Origin of the sequence: Pedobacter gandavensis (genome assembly GCF_014172405.1) — a bacterium.
Lineage (GTDB): Bacteria > Bacteroidota > Bacteroidia > Sphingobacteriales > Sphingobacteriaceae > Pedobacter > Pedobacter gandavensis.
The window spans coordinates 130,106-156,226 of record NZ_WNXC01000008.1 but is presented as its reverse complement, the minus strand read 5'-3'; the positions used below and the strand labels follow the sequence as shown (position 1 = coordinate 156,226).

Genomic DNA, 26,121 nt, shown 5'->3' with positions numbered 1-26,121 from the left:
ATAGTTTCGTCTAATCTATTAGCTGACAATGCCGTGTAAATTTGGCAAGCAAAGCTGCTTGGCATAGAAACTGATATACCTGGTGCACGTAATACTTTTACATTAATTTTAAAATTAAAAACAAGAATAAGTTATGGCTTTAAACATTAAACCCATTGCAGATAGAGTAGTGATTGAAGCTGCTCCTGCCGAAGAAAAAACAGCTTCGGGTATCTATATCCCTGATACAGCTAAAGAAAAACCTCAGCAAGGAACAGTAGTTGCAGTAGGTCCTGGTAAATATGCCGAGGCTACAGGTAACTTAATCCCATTGAGCGTTAAAGCTGGTGACGTGGTATTATATGGTAAATACGGTGGTACTGAAATTACTTTTGAAGGTAAAGAGTATCTTATTATGCGTGAGTCTGACCTTTACGCAATTCTTTAGTCGTTGAATTAACCTATTCAACCTTATTACAATCAATCATTAATAACAATATTTTAAAATGGCAAAGCAAGTAAGATATAATGTAGAAGCCCGTGACGCCCTGAAAAGAGGCGTTGACATTTTGGCTAATGCGGTAAAAGTAACTCTAGGTCCAAAAGGACGTAACGTAATTATTGACAAGAAATTCGGTTCACCAGCGATTACTAAAGATGGTGTTACTGTAGCAAAAGAGATCGAATTAAAAGATCCTATTGAAAATATGGGTGCTCAAATGGTGAAAGAAGTTGCTTCTAAAACTGCGGATATCGCGGGTGATGGAACAACTACTGCAACTGTATTGGCACAAGCAATTGTAACTGCAGGTATTAAAAACGTTGCTGCTGGTGCAAATCCAATGGATTTGAAACGTGGTATTGACAAAGCGGTTACTGCAATCGTTGCTAACTTAAAAGCACAATCTCAAACAGTAGGTGAAGACAATAACAAAATCAAACAAGTTGCTTCTATTTCAGCAAACAATGATGAGGTTATCGGTTCACTAATTGCTGAGGCAATGGGCAAAGTAGGTAAAGATGGTGTAATCACTGTGGAAGAAGCTAAAGGTACTGAAACTGAAGTAAAAACAGTGGAAGGTATGCAGTTTGACCGTGGTTACTTATCTCCATACTTTGTAACTAACGCAGATAAAATGGAAGCGGAATTAGAAAACCCTTACATCTTAATCTACGACAAAAAAATCAGCAACATGAAAGAATTGTTGCCAATTTTAGAGAAACAAGTACAAACTGGTAAACCATTATTGATCATTGCTGAAGACTTAGATGGCGAAGCATTGGCTACATTAGTAGTGAATAAGATCCGTGGATCTCTGAAAGTTGTTGCGGTTAAAGCTCCAGGTTTCGGTGACCGTAGAAAAGCAATGTTAGAAGACATCGCTATCTTAACTGGTGGTACTGTAATTTCTGAAGAAAGAGGTTATAAATTAGAAAATGCTGACCTTACTTACCTAGGTACTGCTGAGAAAGTTCTTGTTGACAAAGACAATACAACGATCATCAATGGTGCTGGTAAATCTGAAGACATCAAAGCTCGCGTTAACCAGATCAAAGCTCAAATTGAGACGACTACATCTGATTATGACAAAGAGAAATTACAAGAGCGTTTGGCTAAATTAGCTGGCGGTGTTGCAGTTCTTTATGTTGGTGCAGCTTCTGAAGTTGAAATGAAAGAGAAAAAAGACCGTGTTGATGATGCTTTACATGCAACTCGTGCAGCTGTAGAAGAAGGTATCGTTGCAGGTGGTGGTGTTGCTTTCATCCGCGCTATTGAAGCTTTAGAAGGCATGAAAGGTGTGAATGATGATGAGACTACCGGTATTGCAATCGTTAAACGCGCAATCGAAGAGCCATTACGTCAAATCTGTCAGAATGCAGGTATTGAAGGTTCTATCGTCGTACAAAAAGTTAAAGAAGGTAAAGCTGACTTCGGTTACAATGCCCGTACTGATGTATATGAAAACTTAATCGCTGCCGGTGTTATCGATCCAACTAAAGTAGGTCGTGTAGCATTAGAAAATGCAGCTTCTATCGCAGCGATGTTGTTAACAACAGAATGCGTATTAGCTGATGATCCAGAAGATGCTCCTGCTGGTGCAGGTATGCCTCCAATGGGTGGTGGTGGTATGGGTGGAATGATGTAATTTCAATCCCAATAACCTTGAAAAGCCTCAGAATTTCGATTCTGAGGCTTTTTCTTTGCCCGCAACGTTAGTTCCTAATTTAAATTGTTAACATAAGCACAAAAAGTTTTAAATTTATCTAAATTTTATTTAGATGGCAAAACGCTCGCTATTTTTAACGGTTGTAATATTATTTACTACGTTCTTATATTCTTTTTCACAAATAACGACAGTAATAGTTGATCCGGGACCGTATTCCCCGGGATCTAGTATCGCAGCGACATTCAAAATAACAGATGGCAGCTGCCTCCGACCGGGCAACGCTTTTGAATTATATTTATCTGATGGTTCAGGAAGTTTTACCAATGCAGTAAGAATCGGAAGTTATACCGGCTTTTATTCCACCTTTGTGAATGGAACTATTCCAACAGGCACACCTGCTGGTACCGGTTATCAAGTCCAGATTCGAACAACTCAAGCACCTATTCTTACCTCCACTTCTGGTTCCTTTAGCATCAATGCTTCTTCCAGCGCCAGCATCCCAGATTTGAATTCTGTTTCTACGGTCACGAATAACCCTAAAACGTTTGGAAAATGCGATACTGAAGAAGGAACTGCACTTAGCCCATTTAGATTTACGAACGCATCAAACACCGCAGATGTAAAAGCAACCATTACGAATGAGCTAAATCCGGCTAAAGCAGTACCCGACCTTGTTTTCAACAGTATCGGCGGTGCTCCACAAACCATACAAGCAGAAAAAGCACACTATACCATTTTTGTCAGAGCCGTGATGCCAGATGGTTCTATAGGTACTAAAGCTTATTTCTTAATTAATAACTTAGCAGTTACCGCATTTTCTACCATAAGCAGTAATACAGTCTGTTATCCAATTGGCTCATTTGAGTACCTGGTTAACGTTACAGATGTAGGGGGTATAAAACTAAACTTTCCCGGGAACACTTATAAAATCGATTGGGGAGATGGCAGTAACAATGAATACACTTATTGTGATATAAAAAATAATCCACTTGGAGAAGGACGGGTACAGCATACTTTCACCCGGTCCTCCTGCGGGCTAACTTATACTTCAGGGACTACAACAACCTACAATGTATTTGGCATCAATGTAGGTGTATTTAGTCCATGGTGCAACGCCATAGGCACACCACTTTCCACTACTGCAAAAGTCATTTCAAGGCCAGAAAACAAATTTACCAGTCCAGATATCGCATGTGTTGGAACCTTGGTTACTTTCCTTAATGAATCCACGGCAGGTCAAAAACCAAGTTCTACCAGTGCATCATGTTCAGAAAACAATGTGGTCTATACCTGGTGGGTTGATGGTGTTGAAGTTGAATTTGATAAGCCTGAAAGCTTTAATTTCCAATATAGATTTTTAACAAAGAAAACCTATACCGTCCGGTTAACATCGATCAGTGATGGAAATTGCCAGGCAGATGTTTTTGAAAAAGTGATTTGCATACAAGATCCACCGGCACCAAAATTTGAATTGTCCAGCGATAAAATTTGCCTAACGTCCGGAACCATTACTACCACTGATCGTTCCACCGTAGATAACAGCTGTGGAACGACACCTACTTACACCTGGAATGTAAGCCCGGCAGCAGGGGTCTCTTTTATTGGGGCCAATGGAAGAAATAGTATAGCACCTCAAATTAAGTTCACACAAATTGGGGAATATGACATCTCCTTAACGATTAGAAATGGGGGTTGCGCAGAAACATCGCTTATACAAAAAGTGGTTGTAGATGACCTACCAATTGCCACTTTATCTCCCAATATCAGTCTATGTGCTAAAGGTTCTTATTCTTTTGATCCACTTGCAAGCAGTACAAAAACAATACTCAGCGGCACAGGAAAAGACCTCTCCGACACCTATACCTGGGAAGTATCAGGTGGTGCCTATTCGTTTGTAGCACCAAGCACTGCGAATAGTAAATACCCTGTGATAGATTTTCAAGACTTCGCTGCGTATACGGTGAAACTCAAACATAAAAACAACTGTAACACCGTTAATGTACAACAAGTCATCACTTTTATAGAGGCGCCGGCTGTCTCCATCAACATCAATCCAAATCCAATTTGTTATGGTGCTAATGCTGCGTTAGAAGGGATCATTTCCAACACAAATTATACAACTGTTAAATGGAGCGTGTTACCAGGCGGCGGAACTTTCAGCAGCGAGAACAACGAAACAACATCCTATACCCCTACTGCTGCGGAGCGTCTCCTTGGAAGAGCAACAGTAACTTTCACCGTAATGACAAATTTGACTGGGCAATGTCGCACTATCGCGGAATCTAAAGTGATTACAATCTACCCGAATAATACTGGTGCTAATGCCAATAAAACGATTTGTACAGGTACTGCTGTAGACTATTTATTGACCTCAAGTATAGGAGCCAGTACCTTTAGTTGGACTTCTCAACTTATTTCGGGAACTGCTACAGGATACAGCTTTGGTTCTGGCCCTACCATCAATGAAGTGATTACCAATAGTGATGAAATTAATCATGCTGTTATCGTTTATACGATTACGCCTAAAGCCAACGGCTGTGATGGGGAAACCTTTAAAATAACAGTAACAGTGGTCCCAAAACCTAAAATCACGGCCAGTCCAACCAATCCCCAAATATGTAGTGGCAGTGGTACGGGGATTACTTTAGGTACGAATTTACTTGCACCTACCATAACCACTTACAAATGGACTAGTGTCGCTTCTTCAACGGATATTACAGGAAATTCGGATCAAACAACGCCCATTCCATCCAATGTCATAAACCAAACATTAACAAACAATGGCACAACATCAGGTACGGTAACTTATACCATTACCCCCTATTCAGGAACAGACTGTCCGGGTGACGCCATTACGGTAATCGTTCGCGTGGATCCAAAGGTGACTAATGCAGCAGCGGGTCTAGATCAAGATATTTGTAATGTCCCAGATTATACGCTGACTGGGAACCCTGTTAAAACAGGTGAAACAGGTACCTGGACCCTGAGTTCAGGACCTAATCCCATTACTTTTGATGATGAACACTCCCCAACGACTATTGCACATGGACTAGGCATAGGAAAAACCTATGTATTCAAATGGACGATAACAGGACCTGGCACCTGCGATCCTACATCTGATGAAGTAAGCATCCATGTGAATGAACCTACTATTGCAGGAACCATCAATGGAGGGACTGTTAATGGTGGAACCACCGTTTGCTCAGGAACTAATACCGGTCAAATTAACCTAACTGGAAATACCGGCGCTGTAGTGGAATGGAGAAGCTCTATTGACAATGGTGCAACCTGGCAAAGTGCTACAGGAAACAATACCTCTGGTACTTTAACGTATAACAACCTGACTGTTGCGACCCAATACTATGCGGTGGTTCAAAATGGAAGTTGCCCAGCTGAAAACACCAATATCATCACCATTAATGTTGCGCCCCCAACCAGTCAGGCCAATGCTGGTCCAGATCAGGAATTATGTGAAGCGGTAGCGGCTAACCTAAGCGCAAATGGGGTAGCTAACGGAGAATCTGGTCGTTGGGTATATGTTAACGGTCCTGCAGCACCAACTATTGTCGACCCTACAGATCCATTAACCCGAGTAACAGATCTTCAAATTGGTGGAACTTATGAATTTAAATGGATTATCACAGGTAATGCCCCTTGTAATCCAACAGAAGATATAGTCATCATTAAAAGTCTAAAGCCAATTGACCAAAGCATCAGTAATCCAAGTCCGGTAGTTTGCTATGATCAGACCGTACACATCAGCGGAAGCCAACCTACAGGTGGAAATGGGATTTACACCTATGTTTGGGAAAGCAAAACACCTACTGGCTCCTGGACACCTATCCCTAACCAAACTGGTCCAGACCTTGAATTGGTGCTCCAGGCCAGTATCAGTTTCAGAAGGATTGTGACCAGTGGTTCTTGTACGAAAACCAGTAACGAAACTGACATTACCGTACAATATCCAATCCGTAATAATGCGATTTCCGCAAACCAAAGTATCTGTACCAACGTAGTTCCTGAAATCCTAACAGGATCAACCCCTACAGGCTCTGATGGCAACTTTTTTTACATTTGGGAGTCCAGTACAGATGGAGGAGCCACCTGGGTAGGCCTTAATGCTTTCGATTTGAATTATCAGCCTCTTGCCTTAACGACCACTACGATGTTTCGTCGGATCGCCTATACCAGCATCTGTGATGGTGCTCAAAAAAGCATCAGTGCAGCGGTTACGATTACGGTTAGGCCAGATCCGATTGCCTTCTTTACCGCGACCAATCAAACTGGTTGTGCGCCCTTCCTCATTAACGCAAGCAATGTAAGGGCTGCAGAACATCCTTTGATCAATGGCACCTATACCTGGTATATCAATGATCGGCTCCACAATACAGGTCCAATTTTCAGTGATTATACCATCACGGAAAATGGGCACCCCATCACCATCAAGTTAGTGGTGACGCCTAAGGTAGGTTGTAATACCAAGGAGTTTATGCTTGTTTTCAATACCAGGGCAGCAGTTCCGGCATCATTTACGCAAAGTGCTATGGAGATTTGCGGACCAGCTGGAGTACGGTTTGTCAACACTGCGATACAAAGTACTGGGGCTACCTTTTTCTGGGACTTTGGCAATGGACAAACTTCGAATCAGGCGAATCCAGCACCGGTAAATTTCAATCCAGATCCGGCAGGGAAAGACCTGACCTATACCATCAGCCTGACTTCTACCACCCCCTGCGGCAGCAATACCGTTACCTCTACCCTCTTGGTTAAAGCCGTACCTATTGCCGTGTTTTCTCCCAGTAAAACGGTAGGATGTTCGCCAATGCTGGTTAATTTCAGCAATACCTCGCCGGGAGGAACAAATACTTATACTTATGACTTTGGTGATGGAAGTCCGACGGTAACCACAACCAACAAATTACAGCCGATAAGCCATATCTATAACACCACGGTGACCACTACTTTTGTAGCGACCATGACGGCCGTAAACGACTGTGGAACCGACATCAAAAGGTACAACATTCAGGTTTCGCCACAAAACATCACCCCTGAACTGGTGGTTGATGCCAATGAGAAAAAAGGATGTGCACCATTAACCGTAAACTTCGACAATAACTCCATCGGGGCTACGTATTTCACTTTCGACTTTGGAGATGGCGGCACGATGAATACCACAACGCCAAGAAGGGTACAACATATCTTTACCAGACCTGGAAAATATACCATCACCATGACTGCCTTTAACAATTGTTCTGAAATTATCGAAACAGAAGAAGTTGAAGTATTGGAACAGCCACTTGCCGCTTTCAACGCAGACCTAACTCTTGGATGTGCCGGACTTGCTGTTCAATTTAAAAACACGACCCAAGATGGCTTTAGCTATATCTGGGACTTTGGAGATGGCACCACTTCCAACGAATTTGAACCCAAACATGTTTACAATGGGGACCAGGAATATTACACGGTTACCCTAACCGCAACCAATACCTTAGGCTGTAGCATCTCTATTAGCAAGAATCAATATATCCATATTGTTCCGCCACCAACAGCGGCCTTCCATGTGAATCCCTCTACCCTGATCAGCATCCCTGATTATACCTTCAAATTTGAAGATGAGAGCACGAATGGCCCGACCACCTGGGCCTGGGATTTTGGAGATGGAACTACTTCAGAGAAACAACATCCAATTCATACTTATCCTGACACCGGCACTTACAAAGTAACCTTAACCACTTTCAATCAGCAAGGTTGCTTTACCAGCACTTTTAAACACGTCACGATAAAAGGCGTTCCGGGATATCTATTTGTACCGAACTCCTTTATTCCTGGTAGTGAATACCCAGAGTTGAGAGTCTTTGCCGCCAAAGGATCGGGCATTGCGAGTTGGAAATTCAGTGTTTTCAACAAATGGGCAGAGCTGGTCTGGGAAACGACCAAATTAGATGAAGGCCGACCGGGGGAAGGTTGGGATGGCAATTATAAGGGTAGCCCGGCACCACAAGGCGTTTACTATTGGAAAATAGACGTAAAAATGATCAATGGAACGGAATGGAAAGGTATGACTTACGATAAGTCTGTACCAAAACGTACGGGAGCAATACATTTAATCAGATAACCATGAGGATAGGAAAGCAATTGACAATGGCCATCCTGATGATGGGAGCCAGTTTATACGTTCAGGCACAGGACCACATATATTCACAGTTTTTTAATGCACCAGTATACCTAAATCCGGCTTTAACCGGGCAATTTGAAGGAGATATCCGCATGAACCTGATTTATAGAAATCAATGGTCGGGACTTAGCGGAGATTTATCGTATATCTCTGCCTCGGCAGACCTTAACATTCCAAGTTTTGCAGGGGGAGTTGGTCTGATCTTCAACCGCAGCAGCGAAGGTACGGCGTATCTTGTTAAAAATAATGCGGCACTAACTTATGCCTATAGTGTTGGAAGTGATGATCTATTAGTTTCTTTTGGGGTACAGGCCGGCTTCACCAATCGCCAGATCAATTGGAATAAATTGGTGTTTTCTGATCAGATTGACCGGAGATTGGGCTATATTCCAGGAAGTGTATCTTCAGCACAGCCACCAGAAATTGACAATAAGTTTTTCTTTGATGCCGCAGCAGGTACCAATGTGATCATTCATAATTTTATGCTTGGCCTCGGGGTCCATCACCTGAATCAACCTGATGAGTCCTTTACCGGGACAGTGGCTAAACTACCTATGCGCATTACAGCCAATGCCAGTTATCGGCTTGCTTTAAGTCCATATAGCGGTTATGGCGATGATGACGGCGCCTACCTGATCCCTTCTGTTGTTTATTACAAACAGGATAAATCCAGTTCCTTGAGTATGGGTGCACAATTTAAATTTAAGAGTGTCAGCACAGGTCTTTGGTACCGAAGCAGCTCACAGAGCGGACCGGATGCCGTGGTATTTTCGCTCATCTTTGACCTGTTTAAAGGCAATCGAAATGGAGAAAAACTAAGGTTAGGGATTAGCCATGACGCCACTACTTCCCGTATCAATTATACCAACACCAGCGGAACAACCGAGGCAAGTATCGGTTATGAGAAGTATTTTCCAAATAGTGGCAGCTATAATAAATTTAATGGACTACGCTGTTATGACTTCTATTAACACCCATCTACTTCCGGGAAAATCTTTGTTATCTTTAGCTAAGAAATAAGCTATGAACAATATTTTAGAAAGCAACCACTTCCTCACGCAAACAGAAGTAAACAAGTTTTTATTGGCCACGCTTTTATGTGGTCTGATTGGCGCGGAACGAGAACTCAGGAGTAAACAAGCCGGCTTGAAGACGATGATCATGATTGGCTTAGGTTCTACCCTCTTCACCATTTTATCGATAAAAATCGGCTTAACCAGTCATGATCGGATTGCTTCAAATATTGTTACCGGTATCGGCTTTCTAGGGGCTGGGGTGATCTTTAAAGAAGAGAACCAGGTAAAAGGGCTGACTACAGCTTGCGTGATCTGGATTGTGGCCGCGATTGGTATGGCAACCGGAGCTGGCTATTACGAGCAGGCCACTGGCGTTACCTTTATTGTACTTGCTGCATTACTGGTTTTTCCTTATTTGGAGGAAATGGTAGAACAGCGTTTTACCAAGCGCGTATACCGCATTGTTAAAAAATATGAAGATGAAAGTCTTGAAAAATACGAAGAAGACCTTAAAGGCTCAGGGTTAAGGCTCAGCAGGGGGAAACAGGAGCTTGCCAATGGCACCATCAGTGGAAGCTGGGTGGCGATCGGGAGCCCTAAAAACCATAAAAAATTCGTAGACCAGATGTTGCAGGACAAAAAGATCATTGCTTTCGATTTTTAAGTCAAAAATGTCCCATAAAACATTTCCAAGCACAATAATTAGCCGAAACTGACTATTTAATAGCCGAAAATGTCCCGGAACTATCTTAGCTTTGTAATATGCAAAGGGAACAGATCTCAGTTTTTGATATTTTTAAGATAGGTGTTGGGCCTTCCAGCTCACATACATTAGGTCCATGGCGGGCTGCACAACAATTTACTGCCTTATTAAAACAGAAAGACCTACTGGAGCAAGTAGATCAGGTCAAGATTTTATTATATGGTTCCCTCGCTAAAACCGGAAAAGGTCATGGTACCGATGTGGCCATCCTATTGGGACTAATCGGCGCAGATCCGGTAACCTTTGATGTGAATTCTATTGATTCTACCGTAGAAGAGATCAAAACTTACAAAGTATTGAACTTAAACGGCGAAAAAAACATCCCTTTCAACTATGACGAAGACCTGGTTTTTCTATTCTTTGAAAGCCTTCCTTTCCACCCCAATGCAGTAACTTTCCAAGCCTTCTTAAATACTGGAAAAGCCATTTCTGAAACCTATTATTCTATAGGTGGTGGTTTTGTAGTAAAAGAAGGAGAAACTGGCAGTGATAAAGAACAGGTAGACCTTCCTTTCCCTGTGGAGAAAGCGGCAGACCTTTTACATTGGTGCCTGACTACTGGATTGAAAGTTTCTGAAGTAGTGATGGAGAATGAGCTGGCCTGGCGTTCTGAAGTGGAGACCAGAAAAGGCATCATGCAACATTTCAATGTGATGAAAGATTGTACTTACAGGGGCTGTCATACTGCGGGTTTCTTACCTGGAGGATTAAATGTTGCCAGAAGAGCCTGTGCATTGAATAAAAGACTTGTTGGCAATCATGCTTATACCAATTATGAAAGCTGGTTAATGGCCATCAGAGCTGGAGGAAATGGTTTCAACTATATCCTGGATTGGGTGAGCTGCTTTGCATTAGCCGTGAATGAAGAAAACGCTTCCTTTGGCCGCGTAGTTACTGCACCAACCAATGGCGCTGCGGGTGTAATCCCAGCAGTTTTACAATATTATATTGCCTTTTGTGATGGCTATACTGAAGAGAAAATCGTCCAATTTATTGCTTGTGCTTCAGAAATAGGCAGCATTTTCAAAAAAGGTGCTACGATCTCTGCCGCAATGGGTGGCTGTCAGGCAGAAATCGGGGTTTCTTCCGCGATGGCCGCAGCAGCATTAACAGAATGTCTGGGAGGTTCTCAACGTCAGGTTTTAATGGCTGCAGAAATCGCTATGGAGCACCATTTAGGATTAACCTGCGATCCGATCGGTGGCTTGGTACAAATTCCATGTATTGAAAGAAACACGATGGGGGCAATTAAAGCCATTACTGCGAGTCAGCTGGCCTTGCAAAGCAATCCTGATAAGGCAAAAGTAAGTTTAGATGCCGTTGTGAATACCATGTGGGAAACGGCATTGGATATGAACTCAAAATATAAAGAAACATCAGATGGTGGTTTGGCCACCAATATTCCAATCAGTTTACCGGAGTGTTAATCGAGTTATTAAAGGGTTTAATTTATTTTAAGCCCTTTAATATTTTTGGTTCCAGTTGAACCGCCCAATCGAAGTACATTTTCTCGGAGGGATGTAAGCCATCTTCGGCCAACAAAGATTCATCAGATTTTGCCAAACGTGAAGCTGGGGTAATGTCCGTATAACTGATTCCCTGCATTTGTGTTTCTTCCTTATTGATGGCATTAAAAGCATCAATTTCCGTTGCGATGCTTGCGATATCCCGACCACTTTCCCGACCGTACGGTGTGGCTCCCCAATCTGGGATGGAAATCACGAATACATGCGCTTTTTGACCTCCTGCGAATTTTATTGCGGTTTCCAATAACTTCTTAAACTCATTACGGTAGGCCGTTTTTGATTCCCCGCGGTATTGGTTGTTTACTCCGATGAGTAAGGTAACGATGTCAAATTTTTGCTGTACTGCAGCTGTTTTTATCCCTTCCTCTAATTCCGAGGTTGTCCAGCCTGTTTTAGCAATAATCAATGGTGCTTTTATATGGAGTCCTTTTGCTTGTAAGCGGTTACGCAATTGATGCGGGAAACTTCCGGACAAAGGAACAGCCTCCCCTATTGTATAAGAATCGCCAAGGGCTAAATAAGTTAAGGTATCAACAGACATCATGGTTTTTGCATTGTTTTTTTCGCAAGCCAATAATACCAATAATGATAGAGATAACAGGAACTTTATCAAAACAATTCCATTTGAAACAATTGAGCGATATGTCCTTTCAATTTTCCTTTAACTTCATCCATATCTAAAACCCTTCCGAGCTCCCGTTGCATGGAAGTCACGTCTTTATCATCGATGCCACAAGGGACAATATTTTTGAAGTAATTGAGGTCTGCATTGACATTGAAGGCAAAACCATGCATGGTTACCCATCTGCTACACCTCACCCCCATGGCACATATTTTACGTGCTTTATCGGTATCTGCATCTAACCAAACGCCGGTAAACCCAGGCGATCTCCCTGCTTCAATACCATAATCTTTTAACGTTAGTATGATGGCATCTTCGAGTGTACGCAGATAAAGATGAATATCTGTGAAAAAGTTATCCAAATCCAGGATTGGGTATCCTACAATTTGTCCGGGGCCATGGTAAGTAATGTCTCCGCCCCGATTAATTTTATAATAGGTAGCTTCTTTTTCTATCAATCCGGCTTCATCTAACAAGAGGTTTTCCGGATGACCACTTTTACCAAGCGTATACACATGGGGATGTTCTACGAAAACCAGGTAATTAGGTGTTTCCACTTGCGTACCATTATTCCTATTATTGGTTTTAACGGCAATCGTTTGATTAAAAATCTGCTCCTGTTTGTCCCAGGCCTCCTGATAATCGGTCAGTCCCCAATCTATGAATTGTACTTTCTTATTCATCATTTGAAAATTAAGCAACTACATAACCCAGCATATAGCCGTCAGCGGTTTTAAGGTAATTCACCGTTAGTTCCTTCATTCCCTCGGGAAGTGTTACCAAGGCATTTAGACTTCCTTCGTTTTTCAACTTGAAAGGTTTGATGTATATGTCGCGTTTAAACTCGAGGCCTTTTCTACCATTCCATTTATAGATGGCTTCTTTGGCACACCAGCAAACGTACAGGCCATTGATGTTATCTCCAATTTGCTTTTGAGCAAGCTCGATATCGGAAAGGAACTTATTTCGGATACTTTTGATCTTATGTTTGATCAACTCGATATCTACGCCAACTTTCCTGTTTTTACCAATAATCACCGCTGCATAATCATAAGAATGACTCAGGGAAATGTGGTAATCAAGGTTGGGCAGGAAAGGTTTCCCATGCTCATCCATCTGGCAATCAATATATTCAGACGTATTGAGCATGGTTCTCAGCAACACACGGGTACTTAACCAGTGCAACAGCCTTTTCCCGTTGCTTAAAGAGGAAATAAAATCCAGCTCATGCTGTTTCAATTGTAGGCCGGAAAGCAACTGCTCTTCGGTCTCTTCGATTTTCCATACGGCAAGTATGGTATTCTCGTCAATATTTTTATTAAAAACTACGGGCATCTCTATTTTAGAAAACTATGCAAAAGTATCTTAAATTAATCATAATTTAGCCCAATACTTGATAAAATGATACTTTCCGACAAACGAATTCTCGAAGAAATTGAGAAGGGCACCATCATAATTGAACCTTTTAAACCCGAATGTCTGGGTACAAACTCCTACGACGTACATTTAGGCAAATACCTGGCTACTTATACCGATAGAGTCCTTGATGCAAAGGCGCACAATAAAATTGAAAACTTTGAAATTCCGAAAGACGGATTTGTGCTACAACCGGGTACACTTTACCTGGGTGTAACACTGGAATATACAGAAACACATGCACACGTTCCGTTTTTAGAAGGAAAATCCAGTACTGGACGACTGGGTATAGACATTCATGCAACGGCAGGAAAAGGTGATGTAGGTTTCTGCAATACCTGGACTCTGGAAATTTCCTGTGCACAACCGGTCAGAATTTATGCGGGAATGCCAATTGGTCAATTGATCTATTTTGGTGTAGACGGAGAAATTGAGACCATGTACAATAGTAAAGGTGACGCAAAATATAACAATAAGACCACTAAACCTGTGGAAAGCATGATGTGGAAGAACGAATTCTAATTCTGTAAATACGTTTCTTTAGAAGTTAATTAACACTTGGCAATTAAGCCTCAATATATGTATATTGAGGCTTAATTATTTTAATTAACGTAACACCTCATGCATCGTAAATTCCTTTATCCACTTTTAGGGCTTACCATTGCCCTTTTTGCCTTTTCCTCCGGCTTATTCAACGATCCATTTGACCTCATTATGAGCAGAATGGAGACTTTCAACAAGAAATATGCGCAGGAAAAAGTACACCTTCACCTCGACAAGCCCTATTATGCTGTGGGGGATAGCATTTGGTTTAAAGCTTATCTCTTCAATACGGCGACTCAGGAGCCCTCTGAAATTAGTAAATTGCTATATGTGGAGCTCATCAATGAAAAGAATGGCCTTGAGCAGCAACTGAAACTACCGGTACGAGCTGGGGTAACCTGGGGTAACTTTAGTCTGCCGGATTCTCTTATTGAAGGAAACTATAGGATTCGTGCTTATACCCAATGGATGAGGAATGCGGGACCAGATTTCTTCTTCGACAAAACCATTAAAATTGGTAGCAGCTGGAACAATTCTGTTTTCACAAATACGGCCTATACTTTTAGCAAAGAAAATACGGCCGAAAAAATCAAAGCTGAACTTACTTTTAGAGACAAAGATGGAAATCCATATAAAGGCACGGACGTCAGGTATGAAGTACAATTAGATGCGAAAAGTATACTTAAAGATAAGGCCAGCACCAATGAGCAAGGAGAAATATCGTTCAGCTTTCTCAACAATTCGCCTGAACTAAATGCTCAAACGAAGCTCCTCAAAAAAGGAAAAATAATCGCTACCATTACCCTACCTAATAAAAGAAAAGTAACGAAGGTGATCCCCATTCAGGCTACATCAACGGATGTAGATGTACAGTTCCTTCCGGAAAGTGGGAATCTAGTGGAGGGTATCCCCAATAAGATCGGCATAAAAGCAGTCAACAATTCAGGATTGGGTGAGCAAATTAGTGGGGACATTATAGACCAGGATGGATCGGTCATCAACCACTTTGAAACCAAACACCTGGGTATGGGGAACGTGATCATTACTCCAGAACCTGGAGTAAAATATACTGCCAGGCTGAAATTTGCTGATGGTTCAAAACAGCAGGTTCCCCTTCCAGCAGCACAACCCAGTGGTTATGTCATGAGTGTAACAAATATCGACAAGGAAAAACTGGTTGTAAAAATTATGAGAAGTGCTGACCTTAAGGGATCAGCAAAAATAAAAGTAGTTGGCCATCAAGGGGGGAATATTCTCTTTAGTCCAACAGTCAATATGAATGGGCAAATGGAAAGTCTCAGTATTTCCAAAAAAGAACTGACGGAAGGTATCCTTCACCTCAGCCTATTTACGGAAGAGAATAAACCCATTGCTGAACGGCTTGTCTTCATTTATAACCCTGGGGACCGTGTGACTGCAAAACTAAAAGGTGACAAAGCTACCTATGGCAAGAAAGAACAAGTAACCTTTAACCTAAATACCCTATTTGAAGGTAAACCAATTGCAGGAACATTTTCCGTGGCCGTCACCAATACCAATGCTATAACTCCTGACCCTGAAAATGAAAGTAATATTTTCAGCAACTTGCTATTGACTTCAGACCTCACCGGTTACGTTGAAAAACCCAACTATTATTTTAACAATGAAGGGCCGGAAGTCATTGAAAACATGGATAATCTGATGCTTACACAGGGATGGAGCAGAATTTTATGGAAAGATGTCATCCTGAATAATCCACCAGCCATCAAATTCCAACCGGAAGAATCATTGGCAATAAGTGGCGTGGTGACTGATTATTCAGGGAAACCATCTGTAAACAGTAAAGTCACTGTTATTGCCGCTAATGGCTCCATGAGTCTGGATACCCTGACTGACCAACAAGGAAAATTTAACATCGATAACATCTATTTTCTGGACACAAAGACTTTCACCGTAACGGCCAGAACCGACAAGGGCAAGAAAAGACTTAATATAAAAATGGATGTGGTACCCGGACAGGTGGTAACCAAAAGTAAAAACACCGGAGATATTGAGGTGAATGTGAACGAGGCCTTATCTGCCTACCTGAAACAAAGTACCCCGCGCTTCAATCAGCTCAACAAACTTGGTTTCCTGCAAAAGACGACCTTTCTGGATGAAGTGGAAATCAAAGACCAGAAGAAACCTGTGGTTAGGAACTCCAGCAATTTAAATGGAAATGGAAGGGCAGACATCATCATTACCGCCGAGCAAATACTGAATTGCAGCTGGCTCACCAGCTGCATACAAGCCCGGGTTCCGGGTGTGATGGTTAAAAATGGCAAATTTTACCTGATGCGCTTTGGAGGAAAAATACCCATGGCTGTGATCCATAATGGCATGCAATTGCCCGACAATGATATTAGCATGATCAATAAAGAGGATGTACAGACTATTGAAGTCCTAAATTCACTTGCAACCACCGGCATTTATGGCTCCGGAGCCGCAGGTGGCGTATTAATCATCACTACGAAAATCCGTGCCGGCAATTTCTCAGATGTTGCAGCAGCTCCTGGGTTAATTAAACACACTGCAGATGGATACAGCATGCCTCAGCTCTTTTACGCTCCTGTTTACGAACCTGACCAGGCCAATAATCCACCGGATTCCAGATCTACTGTCTATTGGGATTCCCAGGTATTTAGCAATGGGCAGGGGGAAACTGCTTTTAGCTTTTATAATACAAATGAACCCGGAACCTATAGAGTGGTTTTAGAAGGGATGGATCTGGCCGGGCACCTCGCAAGAACCGTTTACACCTATGAAGTAAAATAAACCATAACATCTCATACAGAGAGATTTAGTTTAAGCCTCAATATTTGTATATTGAGGCTTAATTATTTGTTAAGGCTCATAAATTATGAAACGAAAAGTCCTTTATCCGCTTTTGTTGATTACTGGCGTCTTCCTCGCTTTTGCGGGAAGCGTATTGGATGACAACTTTGATGTCCTTCTCGAGAGAATGAAGGAGTTAAATCAAAAGTATCCTCAGGAAAAAGTTCACCTACACCTCGACAAACCTTATTATGCGATAGGCGATAACATTTGGTTTAAGGCTTACCTCTACAACAGCACGACTCAGGAACCTTCCAACATCAGTAATATATTGTATGTAGAACTGATCAATGAAAGGGACTCTATAAAACAGAAACTGAGATTGCCCGTAATCGCGGGTAGCACTTGGGGGAATTTTATGCTCCCGGATACATTAACGGAGGGAAACTACAGAATTCGTGCTTATACCCAATGGATGAGAAATACCGGCCCGGAATTCTTCTTTGACAAGACCATCAAAATAGGATACTCCTGGACCAATCAGGTCAGTACGAATACCACCTATAACTACAGCAAAGAGAGCAACGGAGAAAAGGTGGAGGCGAACATTAGCTTTAAAGACAAAGACGGTAATCCTTATGTTGGAAATGAAGTCAGGTATGAAGTACAGCTAGACTTCAAAAGCTTCCTTAAGGGGAAAGCAACCACCAACAACCAGGGGGAAATTTCCCTTAGTTTCTTAAACAATCAACCCGATATTAATAAGAAAGGAAGGATTATTGCCACCATTAGCCTACCGGAAGACAAGAAAATAACCCGTGAGATTCCAATTAAAGCAACCTCCAGATCGGTTGATGTACAATTTTTCCCGGAAAGTGGGAATCTCATCTCCGGCCTGCCGACCAAAGTTGCCGTAAAATCTGTCAATTCATCCGGACGTGGTGAAAATATCAGCGGGATTATTCTCGATGAGAACGGACTGGAAATCAACAGATTTGAAACCAAGCATCTGGGAATGGGAAACTTCATCATTAACCCACAGGATGGGATTCGATACCGGGCAAAAGTCAAGTTTGCTGATGGTTCCGAGAAAGAGATCAACCTTCCGATTACCCAAAATTCCGGATATGGTATGACTGTGCTCAATACTGATCAAGAGAAGCTGACGATCAAAGTGATGAGAAGCGCAAACCTGACAGGACCTGTAAAGCTTCGACTTGTTGGACAGCACAATGGGAATGTACTCTTTAGCCCTATTGTAACCATCACGGATCAGCTTGCCACCATCCATATTCCTAAAAAGGATCTTCTGGAAGGCATCCTACAGCTCAGTCTATTTTCTGAAACTAACCAGCCTATTGCGGAACGTCTTGCTTTTATCTATAACCCATCAGATCGGGCAACCGTAAAACTGTCAACAGAAAAGACGGTTTATGCGAAAAGAGAGCAAGTAGCAGTCCAGCTTAACAGTACTTTTAACGGAAGTCCGGTATCCGGAATGTTCTCCGTCTCTGTGACCAACAACAATGCTGTTAAGCCAGAACCGGAAACCGAAAGTAATATTCTGAGCAACCTGTTACTCAGCCAAGACCTGATTGGTTATATTGAGCAACCTAATTATTACTTTATAGAGGAAGGGCCAGAAGTGGCCAAAAACATGGATAACCTGATGCTAACCCAAGGTTGGCGCAGGATATTATGGAAGAATGTGGTCAATGGTATCCCACCTATCATCCGGTTTCAACCGGAAAAATCACTGGGATTTAGTGGTGTGGTGACCAATTATTCAGGTAAGCCTGCACCTAATAGCAAGGTTACCTTACTTTCTACTGCAAGTGGATTTTTCTCTTTAGATACTTTAACTGATGCCCAGGGAAGATTTAACTTCGACCGGCTGGTTTTCTTGGATGACCCTAAGTTTATTATTCAGGCAAGAACCGATAAGGGTAAAAAAAGATTGGATATTAAAATGGATATTGTACCTGACCAAGTGGTGACCAAAAGCAAGAATACGGGGGATATAGAAATTAACGTTAATGAAGCGCTTTCAGGCTATCTGAAACAAAGCAATAACTATTTCGATGATCAGAGTAAGCGTGGCATCTTACAGAGAACATTGCAATTAAAGGAGGTAAAAATTACGCAGCAAAAGGAGCAGGCCAAGAATTCTCAAAACTTAAATGGCGCAGGACGAGCAGATGCTATCATTACTGCGGAACAGCTCAGCACCTGTACCACGCTTTCCATGTGTCTACAAGGGCGGGTTGCCGGACTCACCATTATGAATGGAAAGGCCTATCTGATGAGAAACGGAGGAAGGATACCAATGGCTATCGTACTTGATGGGATGCGTCTGGAAGATGCTGATCTGGATATTGTGAATGTGAATGACATTGAGACCGTTGAGGTCTTGAAATCTATTGGAAACACGGCCATTTATGGCAGTGGTGGCTCTGGAGGTGTATTGGTGATCACGACAAAACGTGGCGTTGGCGATTATTCAAGTACTATTACTCCGGGATTGATCGTTTTCAATCCTAAAGGCTATACCATTCCAAAGGAATTCTATTCGCCTAAATACGATACTGCGCAACCTAGCAACGGACCAGATTTTAGATCTACCGTATATTGGGGGCCACAGCTGCTCAGTGGTGCGGAAGGGAAAACAAATTTTACTTTCTTTAACACCGATGAGCCTGGAACTTATAGGGTTGTTTTGGAGGGAATGGACCTGATGGGCCACCTGGCAAGAACAGTTTATACTTATGAAGTAAAATAATTAAAATATGAATACGATAAAAGTCACTATAAAAGACCATTTAGCCCTAATTACTTTAGACCGTGGAAGATCGAATGCATTAAACCGGGAGATGATCACGGAACTGAATGACATGATGAACAGCATTTCTATGGATCCGAATATTGCAGGGGTCATCATCACTGGAAAAGAAAACTTTTTTTCTGCCGGATTGGACTTAATTGAGCTTTACGGATATTCGGAGGAGGAAGCGGAATCTTTCTGGCATCTTTTTCTTGACTTTACGGCTAACATCACGGCTTTCCGTAAACCGCTGGTTGCTGCAATTAATGGTCATAGTCCGGCTGGAGGTTGCGTAATTGCACTGGCGTGTGATTATAGAATTATGTCTGAAGGAAAGGCAATTATCGGACTCAATGAAGTTCCGGTAGGCATTATTGTTCCTGGTAGCATTTTCAGTCTGTATTCATTTTGGATTGGCACTGCACATGCAACGCGGAGCTTGCTGGAAGGAAAATTATTCAGTCCGGAAGAAGCCCTAAAAATCGGCCTTGTTGATGAATTGATCAATCCTGAAAGTATTCTGACGGCAGCGGAACGTAAGATTAGAAAATACATGGCTATGGAAAGAAATACCTGGGAGCAAAGCAAGCTGAACATCAGAAAAGACCTGATTGCCGCAACCCGAGCAAATCAAACAGAAGCGTTGGCCATTATGTTGAAACAATGGTGGGCACCAACCACCAGAAACATATTGAAAACCATCATTGATAACCTTCAAAAAAAATAGCTCATGTACAACCAACCTATGTTAAGAGATGATGCCTTAAAAGGAAAAACAATTGTCATCACCGGTGGCGGAACCGGCCTTGGAAAAGCGATGGGAACCTATTTTCTAACACTCGGGGCCAATCTGGTGATCACCAGTAGAAAAGCTGATGTCCTGGAAAAGACAGCTGCCGAAATGGAAAAAGAGACCGGAGGTAAGGTATTGGCCGTGGCTTGTGATGTCCGTGAATATGAACAAGTAGAACATGTGCTCGCCGAAACCTTGAAAACTTTTGGCCGTGTTGATGTACTATTGAATAACGCTGCTGGAAACTTCATCTCTCCTACGGAACGACTTTCAGCCAATGCTTTTTCTACAGTAATTGACATTGTATTGAAAGGTTCGGTGAACTGTACACTTGCCTTTGGCAAGCACTGGATTAAGGAAAAACAAAGTGCGAATGTATTAAACATTGTCACAACTTATGCCTTTACTGGCTCTGCTTATGTGGTTCCTTCTGCTTGTGCGAAGGGCGGTGTATTGGCTATGACACGATCCCTAGCCGTAGAATGGGGCAAATATGGCATTCGCACCAATGCCATTGCTCCAGGACCTTTTCCTACAAAAGGAGCTTGGGAACGCCTATTACCGGGGGATTTGGCAGAAAAATTCGACTTTAAAAACAGGGTACCTTTGAAACGTGTTGGAGAACATCAGGAATTGGCCAATCTGGCTGCCTTTCTAATTAGTGACTTCGCGGGATATATCAACGGAGAAGTCATCAGTATTGATGGTGGAGAATGGTTGCAAGGTGCTGGTCAGTTTAATGGCTTAGAAGCCATTCCTGATGACATGTGGGATATGTTTGCCCAAATGACAAAATCTGCTAAAGGAAGTTAATCCCTTAGCAGTATATTATAAATTACCATCTGATTAAAGCACTGGCCCAGGTAAAACCTGATCCAAAGGCGGCCAGGCATACCAGGTCGCCTTCTTTAATTTTCCCCGCCTCCCATGCTTCACACAAAGCAATCGGCACAGAAGCCGCGGTGGTATTCCCATATTTTTGAATGTTATTGAATACTTTATCGTCGCTCAGTCCCAATAACTGCTGTACATATTGACTGATCCTTAAATTTGCCTGATGAGGAATTAGCATATCCAGGTCTGCTGGTGTTAAATGGTTTGCCTCTAATGCTTCCTTAATCACTTCTGGAAACTTCACTACTGCCTTCTTAAATACTGCAGGGCCATCCATATAGGGAAGGGCAGCACCGCTTTCCAGCTGTTCAGTCGTCATAAATAAACCGCCGAGTTCTTGATCCGGGTATCCTGGTTTATCTTTCAGCCATTTGTTGGCACTGGCACCAGGGTAATACATCGCCAAAATTTCTGCATCTGCCCCATCACTATGTAAATGTGTACTCATAATCCCTTGACCGTCTTTTGTAGCAGGCTGTAGTACCACTGCTCCTGCGCCGTCACCAAAGATCACGGATACATTCCTACTGCGGGTTTCGAAATCCATGGCAAAGGAATGTTTTTCACTACCGACCACCAGAATATTCTTGTACATCCCAGTTTTGATGAATTGATCGGCGATGGAGAGGGCATAGACAAATCCCGAGCATTGATTTCTCACATCTAAAGCACCAATTTCCTTCATTTTCATTTCACGCTGCAGTAACACACCGCATCCCGGGAAATAATAATCTGGACTAAGCGTCGCGAAAATGACAAAGTCAATGTCTTGTGCAGTAGTTCCTGCGCGTTCGATGGCAATTTTCGCGGCTTCTACCCCCATTGTAGTGGTGGTTTCTTCCAGGCGATCTGCAAATCTACGTTCTTTTATTCCTGTCCGTTCCTGTATCCAGGTATCATTTGTATCCATGAAACGGGACAAATCATCATTGGTATAAACATTCTTAGGCACGTAATAACCTATTCCGGCGATTTTTGAACGATGCATGATATTTGGATTTAATACAAATTTTATGCAAAATAAACTTTAACTACAACATTATTTTGAAATTAGCTTATTTTTGTAAGATGTCAACAGAAACAAAAGAAGAAACCTTTACATTAGAAGAGATCCTAACCTCGTTAAAAACCGTGCATCGGTTAATCCTTTGGAATGATGATATCAACACATTCGACCATGTTATTTATTGCATGATGAAATACCTGGATTATTCAGAAAACCAGGCGGAAAAAATTGCATTGGAAGTGCACAACAAAGGAAAATGTGCGGTATTAGAAGGTTCCTTTACGGAAATGGAAGTTTACCGTAAGATCTTACAACAAGAAGGTTTAACCGTTACTGTCGACTAAACCTCCCTAATTTCTTCTTTTATAGATTGATTCCATCCATATTTTAAGGCTTATGGGAATCCATATTATTTAATCCAACTGTTGAATCAGGGCACTCAGCTCCTCTTGTGTGCTTTGCGTCTTATCTTTGGCATACCAGCCATGAAGTTGCTCTGCAATGAGCATCATATCTGTACTTTCTTTCTTCCACTCTGCCAAGAGGGATTGGAGGACTTTCGGTCGCGGTCCCCATTTATAAAGCACCTGTCCGGCCTCATCTAAAACCAACAATACGGGAATTGCACGGCCACCATTAGTGAGGTGTGCATCTATTAATGGTAAATTCTGATCTCTTAAAACAAATTTAAGGCTTATTTTTTCCGGGAAGGCGGTTGCCACCTTATTGAAAACCGGAACAATCTGTGCAGCATCGCCACACCATCCTTCAGAAATTACCAGAAAACGATATTGCTTTTTCAGATTTTTCAGACTTTCCAATAAATCAGGGTTTAACGTCACCGTTTTATCTACCCTATTCATTCTTTGCACATTCATCTTCGTATAATGCAACATGGCATCACTATGGTCTTCACCAGTTGTTTTCTTTTGCGACAGCAGTTCATTTACCAATTCGCGGTAATCAGCATAGCTGATTCCTTCATTATCAAAAATATTACTGTAATTCATCATGTTATAGCTGTAATAAAATAGTTACGACTCCTTTTTTAAACTTCCGCACCTTTTCTTTGTCCATCCTAAACAAAACCAAAACTAAGAGAGAAAGTTCAGATGAAGAATTCGTTACACAAAGTACTATTTTTAACCCTTGCCATTTGTATTACAACTGTAAAACTTAATGCCCAAACTACCGGAGACGGAAAGATCACTGCGAAAGTGGTCGATGCAAAGACCAATGAAACCATTCCATTTGCTACAGCCGTTATCCTCAACAGAAAAACTAAGGCCCTGGTTAAAGGAGCACAAACAGATATCAATGGGAATTTATCCCTGGTAAGCTTACCTAAAGGAGTTTACACTTTTAAGCTAAGCTATGTAGGTTACCAAACGATGGTCCGCGATTCCATCTCCATCAATGCGACCATCAAAGACATCAACCTGGGCACGATCAGGATGAATGCTTCTAAAGGAACTGCCTTGAATGAAGTGACCATTACTGCACCAAAAAGCACTATCCAACTGGGTGTCGATAAAAAGATTTTCGCTGTAGACCAAAGTTTAGTTAGTGAAGGTGGCTCGGCTGCAGATCTTTTACAAAATGTCCCTTCTGTACAGTCAGATATGGACGGAAATGTGAGCTTAAGAGGATCTACAGGGGTAAAAGTACTGATTGATGGAAAACCTTCCCTGATTGCTGGTGGAAACGTAGCACAAATCCTGCAATCTATTCCGGCGAGTTCCATTGAAAGCGTGGAGCTGATTACCAATCCATCTGCAAAATACGATGCGGAAGGCCAATCAGGTATTATCAACATTGTGTTAAAGAAAAACAAGAAACTAGGTCTAAACGGAAACCTGGCTTTAACTGCTGGAAACCGCGACAACTATAATGCGAGCACCAGTTTAAGTTTTCAAAATAGCAAGGTGAACGTTTACGCAAATTATAGCTATCGCTATGGCAACCGACTTGGTGGTGGTTTTAACAATATCAAATACCTGGACACTGCTTTCCGTACAGCCTTTGCCAATCAGAATACGAACTCTAAATCCTTAGATAAAGGACACAATGCGAAGGCAGGAATAGATTACACACTTACCGATAAAGATGTGATCAGTTTCACTGCGGGCTTTAACCTGAGAGACAATGACAGAAATGAGTTCCTAACCATCAACGAGTTAAACAAGCAATATCAGCCATTACAACTGAGCAGAAGAACAAATTCAAATCTTGGATCTGGCGGCAGTTATGATCTGAACCTTGATTTTAGCCACAAGTTTAAAAAACCAAAAGAAGAACTGACTTTTAATGTAAGTTTCTCTGAGGGAAATAATGACAATTTACAAATCTACAATACAGACATTTACAATATCGGTGGTACTCCGGTAGATCAACTTCCTGAACTGATTCATAACGATGGAAGTGGAATCAACAGAAATTACAACTTCCAAACAGATTACAGCCTTCCTGTTGGTAAAACCGGGAAATTGGAAGCTGGGTATCGCAGTCAGATCCGCATAGCGGAGAACAGTACTTTCTCTGAAATGTTCGACAATAACGCTGGGGAATACCGTCCAAATCTAGATCTAACCAATGATTTCAACAGTAACGATCAGGTTCATGCGCTTTATGCCAACTACCAGAATACCGTTAAAAACTTCGGTTATCAGGTAGGATTAAGAGCGGAAGATGCCACATTAGACACGCGTTTAGGTGTATTTAACAACGCTGGTCAGCTGAGTTATGTCCCTGGGAAAGTAGCCTATACACGATTATACCCAAGTGTATTCTTAACACAGAAGTTAGCAAAAGAACAACAGGTACAACTGAGTTATAGCAGAAGGGTAAACAGACCTAGAGGTTGGGATACCAATCCCTTCCTGGATGTTTCAGATCCTTTAAACTACCGTCAGGGAAACCCGAATCTTAAACCAGAGGATGTCCACGCCTTTGAATTGAGCTATAGTAAATTCTGGCCAAAGGTGACCTTTATTACAACTGCTTATCTGCGTCAGACGAATGATGTGATTCAGAGAATCAGAACTGAGCCTAATCAAGACGGAATTACCATCACTACACCAGAAAACTTATCTAAGGAAGTAGCCAGTGGATTAGAATTAATTGGCCGTGTGGATGTAGTTAAGGCCTGGAATTTTACGGCTAATGCCAATTTATACCAGAGTAAAGTATCCGGTGCTCCTTCATTTGGGATTATTGAGAATTCAGGATTCACTTGGAATGCCAATTTAACCAATAACTTCGTCTTACCTTACAAGGTTACCTTACAGGTAAAAGGAGATTACCGTGCGCGCCAGGTGATGGCTCAAGGTACCAGAAATGCCATGTATGGCGTGGATGCCGGTGCAAAATACGACCTGAGCAACAAGGCTTCTTTAAGTTTAAATGTAAGAGACCTTTTCAATACCCGTGCCTGGAGCATGACCACGAGTACCGCGAGCTCAGTGGTTGATTTCGAGCGTTTCATGCAAGGAAGAATGGGTAGTTTAACTTTCTCTTACCGATTTGGAAAAACAGATTTCAAGTCTAAGAAAACCAAAAAACCTGACCAATCGGAAATGCGTTCCGATGAAGAGTCATTTTAAGTAT

The 26,121-nt window shown here is 42.0% G+C and carries 18 protein-coding genes; 13 read left to right on the top strand and 5 right to left on the bottom strand.

All coding sequences use genetic code 11. The annotated features are described in order from the left end of the window. The first annotated feature begins 133 nt into the window (after positions 1-133). The 6 genes from groES (at position 134) to GM920_RS19370 (ending at position 11,528) form a co-directional block, all read left to right on the top strand. Positions 134-427 (top strand): co-chaperone GroES, encoded by a 294-nt coding sequence (groES, locus tag GM920_RS19395; RefSeq protein ID WP_182960577.1) that lies wholly within the window; start codon positions 134-136, stop codon positions 425-427. Positions 428-485: 58 nt separating this feature from the next. Further along, entirely contained in the window at positions 486-2,126 is a 1,641-nt protein-coding gene (groL, locus tag GM920_RS19390) for a chaperonin GroEL (protein ID WP_182960575.1), read from the top strand. 133 nt (positions 2,127-2,259) lie between these two features. Beyond that, complete coding sequence (locus GM920_RS19385) at positions 2,260-8,262, top strand: PKD domain-containing protein (RefSeq protein WP_182960573.1); 6,003 nt, start codon at positions 2,260-2,262, stop codon at positions 8,260-8,262. 2 nt (positions 8,263-8,264) lie between these two features. Continuing rightward, positions 8,265-9,293, top strand: coding sequence for a PorP/SprF family type IX secretion system membrane protein (locus tag GM920_RS19380; protein WP_182960571.1), 1,029 nt, complete (start codon positions 8,265-8,267; stop codon positions 9,291-9,293). A 52-nt stretch (positions 9,294-9,345) separates the two neighbouring features. Next, complete coding sequence (locus GM920_RS19375) at positions 9,346-10,002, top strand: MgtC/SapB family protein (RefSeq protein WP_182960569.1); 657 nt, start codon at positions 9,346-9,348, stop codon at positions 10,000-10,002. Between the two features lie 98 nt (positions 10,003-10,100). After that, on the top strand, positions 10,101-11,528 hold the full coding sequence (locus tag GM920_RS19370) for an L-serine ammonia-lyase (RefSeq protein WP_182960567.1): 1,428 nt from the start codon (positions 10,101-10,103) through the stop codon (positions 11,526-11,528). 22 nt (positions 11,529-11,550) lie between these two features. Here GM920_RS19370 and GM920_RS19365 read toward each other — a convergent pair whose 3' ends face one another. From GM920_RS19365 to GM920_RS19355, 3 genes are read right to left on the bottom strand one after another with little or no spacing between them, the layout of a single operon-like run. Next, a complete protein-coding gene (locus GM920_RS19365) occupies positions 11,551-12,240 on the bottom strand; it encodes an SGNH/GDSL hydrolase family protein (protein WP_235964584.1) in 690 nt (229 codons plus the stop codon). Next, positions 12,237-12,932, bottom strand: a complete 696-nt coding sequence (gene lipB / locus GM920_RS19360; RefSeq protein ID WP_182960842.1) for a lipoyl(octanoyl) transferase LipB — start codon at positions 12,930-12,932, stop codon at positions 12,237-12,239. The genes GM920_RS19365 and lipB overlap by 4 nt, the downstream gene beginning before the upstream one ends. Before the next feature lie 10 nt (positions 12,933-12,942). Continuing rightward, a complete protein-coding gene (locus GM920_RS19355) occupies positions 12,943-13,584 on the bottom strand; it encodes a 4'-phosphopantetheinyl transferase family protein (RefSeq protein ID WP_182960565.1) in 642 nt (213 codons plus the stop codon). 66 nt (positions 13,585-13,650) lie between these two features. Here GM920_RS19355 and dcd point away from each other — a divergent pair, with 66 nt between their 5' ends. The 5 genes from dcd to GM920_RS19330 all read left to right on the top strand — a co-directional run bounded on the left by dcd (position 13,651) and on the right by GM920_RS19330 (position 21,428). After that, the gene (dcd, locus tag GM920_RS19350) at positions 13,651-14,187 is read left to right on the top strand and encodes a dCTP deaminase (protein ID WP_182960564.1); all 537 of its coding nucleotides are present in this window, start codon (positions 13,651-13,653) and stop codon (positions 14,185-14,187) included. Positions 14,188-14,286: 99 nt separating this feature from the next. Next, entirely contained in the window at positions 14,287-17,001 is a 2,715-nt protein-coding gene (locus GM920_RS19345; RefSeq protein WP_182960562.1) for a TonB-dependent receptor, read from the top strand. An 85-nt stretch (positions 17,002-17,086) separates the two neighbouring features. Further along, positions 17,087-19,780 carry a carboxypeptidase-like regulatory domain-containing protein gene (locus tag GM920_RS19340; protein ID WP_182960560.1) on the top strand — a complete coding sequence of 898 codons (2,694 nt, stop codon included), beginning with the start codon at positions 17,087-17,089 and terminating at the stop codon, positions 19,778-19,780. A 7-nt stretch (positions 19,781-19,787) separates the two neighbouring features. Further along, positions 19,788-20,549 (top strand): enoyl-CoA hydratase/isomerase family protein, encoded by a 762-nt coding sequence (locus tag GM920_RS19335; RefSeq protein ID WP_182960558.1) that lies wholly within the window; start codon positions 19,788-19,790, stop codon positions 20,547-20,549. A gap of 3 nt (positions 20,550-20,552) precedes the next feature. Continuing rightward, positions 20,553-21,428, top strand: coding sequence for an SDR family oxidoreductase (locus GM920_RS19330; protein ID WP_182960556.1), 876 nt, complete (start codon positions 20,553-20,555; stop codon positions 21,426-21,428). Between the two features lie 22 nt (positions 21,429-21,450). On the opposite strand, the gene GM920_RS19325 is transcribed toward GM920_RS19330, so the two are convergent. Then, a complete protein-coding gene (locus GM920_RS19325; protein ID WP_182960555.1) occupies positions 21,451-22,497 on the bottom strand; it encodes a 3-oxoacyl-ACP synthase III family protein in 1,047 nt (348 codons plus the stop codon). Between the two features lie 80 nt (positions 22,498-22,577). On the opposite strand from GM920_RS19325, the gene GM920_RS19320 reads away from it, so the two are divergent. Then, positions 22,578-22,859 carry an ATP-dependent Clp protease adaptor ClpS gene (locus GM920_RS19320; RefSeq protein ID WP_182960553.1) on the top strand — a complete coding sequence of 94 codons (282 nt, stop codon included), beginning with the start codon at positions 22,578-22,580 and terminating at the stop codon, positions 22,857-22,859. A 69-nt stretch (positions 22,860-22,928) separates the two neighbouring features. Here GM920_RS19320 and GM920_RS19315 read toward each other — a convergent pair whose 3' ends face one another. Continuing rightward, entirely contained in the window at positions 22,929-23,528 is a 600-nt protein-coding gene (locus GM920_RS19315) for a thioredoxin family protein (protein ID WP_235964583.1), read from the bottom strand. Positions 23,529-23,627: 99 nt separating this feature from the next. Between GM920_RS19315 and GM920_RS19310 the strand changes: the two genes are divergently transcribed. Further along, positions 23,628-26,117, top strand: a complete 2,490-nt coding sequence (locus GM920_RS19310; RefSeq protein ID WP_182960551.1) for an outer membrane beta-barrel family protein — start codon at positions 23,628-23,630, stop codon at positions 26,115-26,117. Positions 26,118-26,121: the final 4 nt, after the last annotated feature.

Bases quoted from the DNA above. Each gene is read 5' to 3' on its own strand.
- groES (WP_182960577.1), top strand. From the start codon at position 134: ATGGCTTTAAACATTAAACCCATTGCAGATAGAGTAGTGATTGAAGCT.
- groL (WP_182960575.1), top strand. From the start codon at position 486: ATGGCAAAGCAAGTAAGATATAATGTAGAAGCCCGTGACGCCCTGAAA.
- GM920_RS19385 (WP_182960573.1), top strand. From the start codon at position 2,260: ATGGCAAAACGCTCGCTATTTTTAACGGTTGTAATATTATTTACTACG.
- GM920_RS19380 (WP_182960571.1), top strand. From the start codon at position 8,265: ATGAGGATAGGAAAGCAATTGACAATGGCCATCCTGATGATGGGAGCC.
- GM920_RS19375 (WP_182960569.1), top strand. From the start codon at position 9,346: ATGAACAATATTTTAGAAAGCAACCACTTCCTCACGCAAACAGAAGTA.
- GM920_RS19370 (WP_182960567.1), top strand. From the start codon at position 10,101: ATGCAAAGGGAACAGATCTCAGTTTTTGATATTTTTAAGATAGGTGTT.
- lipB (WP_182960842.1), bottom strand. From the start codon at position 12,932: ATGAATAAGAAAGTACAATTCATAGATTGGGGACTGACCGATTATCAG.
- GM920_RS19355 (WP_182960565.1), bottom strand. From the start codon at position 13,584: ATGCCCGTAGTTTTTAATAAAAATATTGACGAGAATACCATACTTGCC.
- dcd (WP_182960564.1), top strand. From the start codon at position 13,651: ATGATACTTTCCGACAAACGAATTCTCGAAGAAATTGAGAAGGGCACC.
- GM920_RS19345 (WP_182960562.1), top strand. From the start codon at position 14,287: ATGCATCGTAAATTCCTTTATCCACTTTTAGGGCTTACCATTGCCCTT.
- GM920_RS19340 (WP_182960560.1), top strand. From the start codon at position 17,087: ATGAAACGAAAAGTCCTTTATCCGCTTTTGTTGATTACTGGCGTCTTC.
- GM920_RS19335 (WP_182960558.1), top strand. From the start codon at position 19,788: ATGAATACGATAAAAGTCACTATAAAAGACCATTTAGCCCTAATTACT.
- GM920_RS19330 (WP_182960556.1), top strand. From the start codon at position 20,553: ATGTACAACCAACCTATGTTAAGAGATGATGCCTTAAAAGGAAAAACA.
- GM920_RS19325 (WP_182960555.1), bottom strand. From the start codon at position 22,497: ATGCATCGTTCAAAAATCGCCGGAATAGGTTATTACGTGCCTAAGAAT.
- GM920_RS19320 (WP_182960553.1), top strand. From the start codon at position 22,578: ATGTCAACAGAAACAAAAGAAGAAACCTTTACATTAGAAGAGATCCTA.
- GM920_RS19315 (WP_235964583.1), bottom strand. From the start codon at position 23,528: ATGATGAATTACAGTAATATTTTTGATAATGAAGGAATCAGCTATGCT.
- GM920_RS19310 (WP_182960551.1), top strand. From the start codon at position 23,628: ATGAAGAATTCGTTACACAAAGTACTATTTTTAACCCTTGCCATTTGT.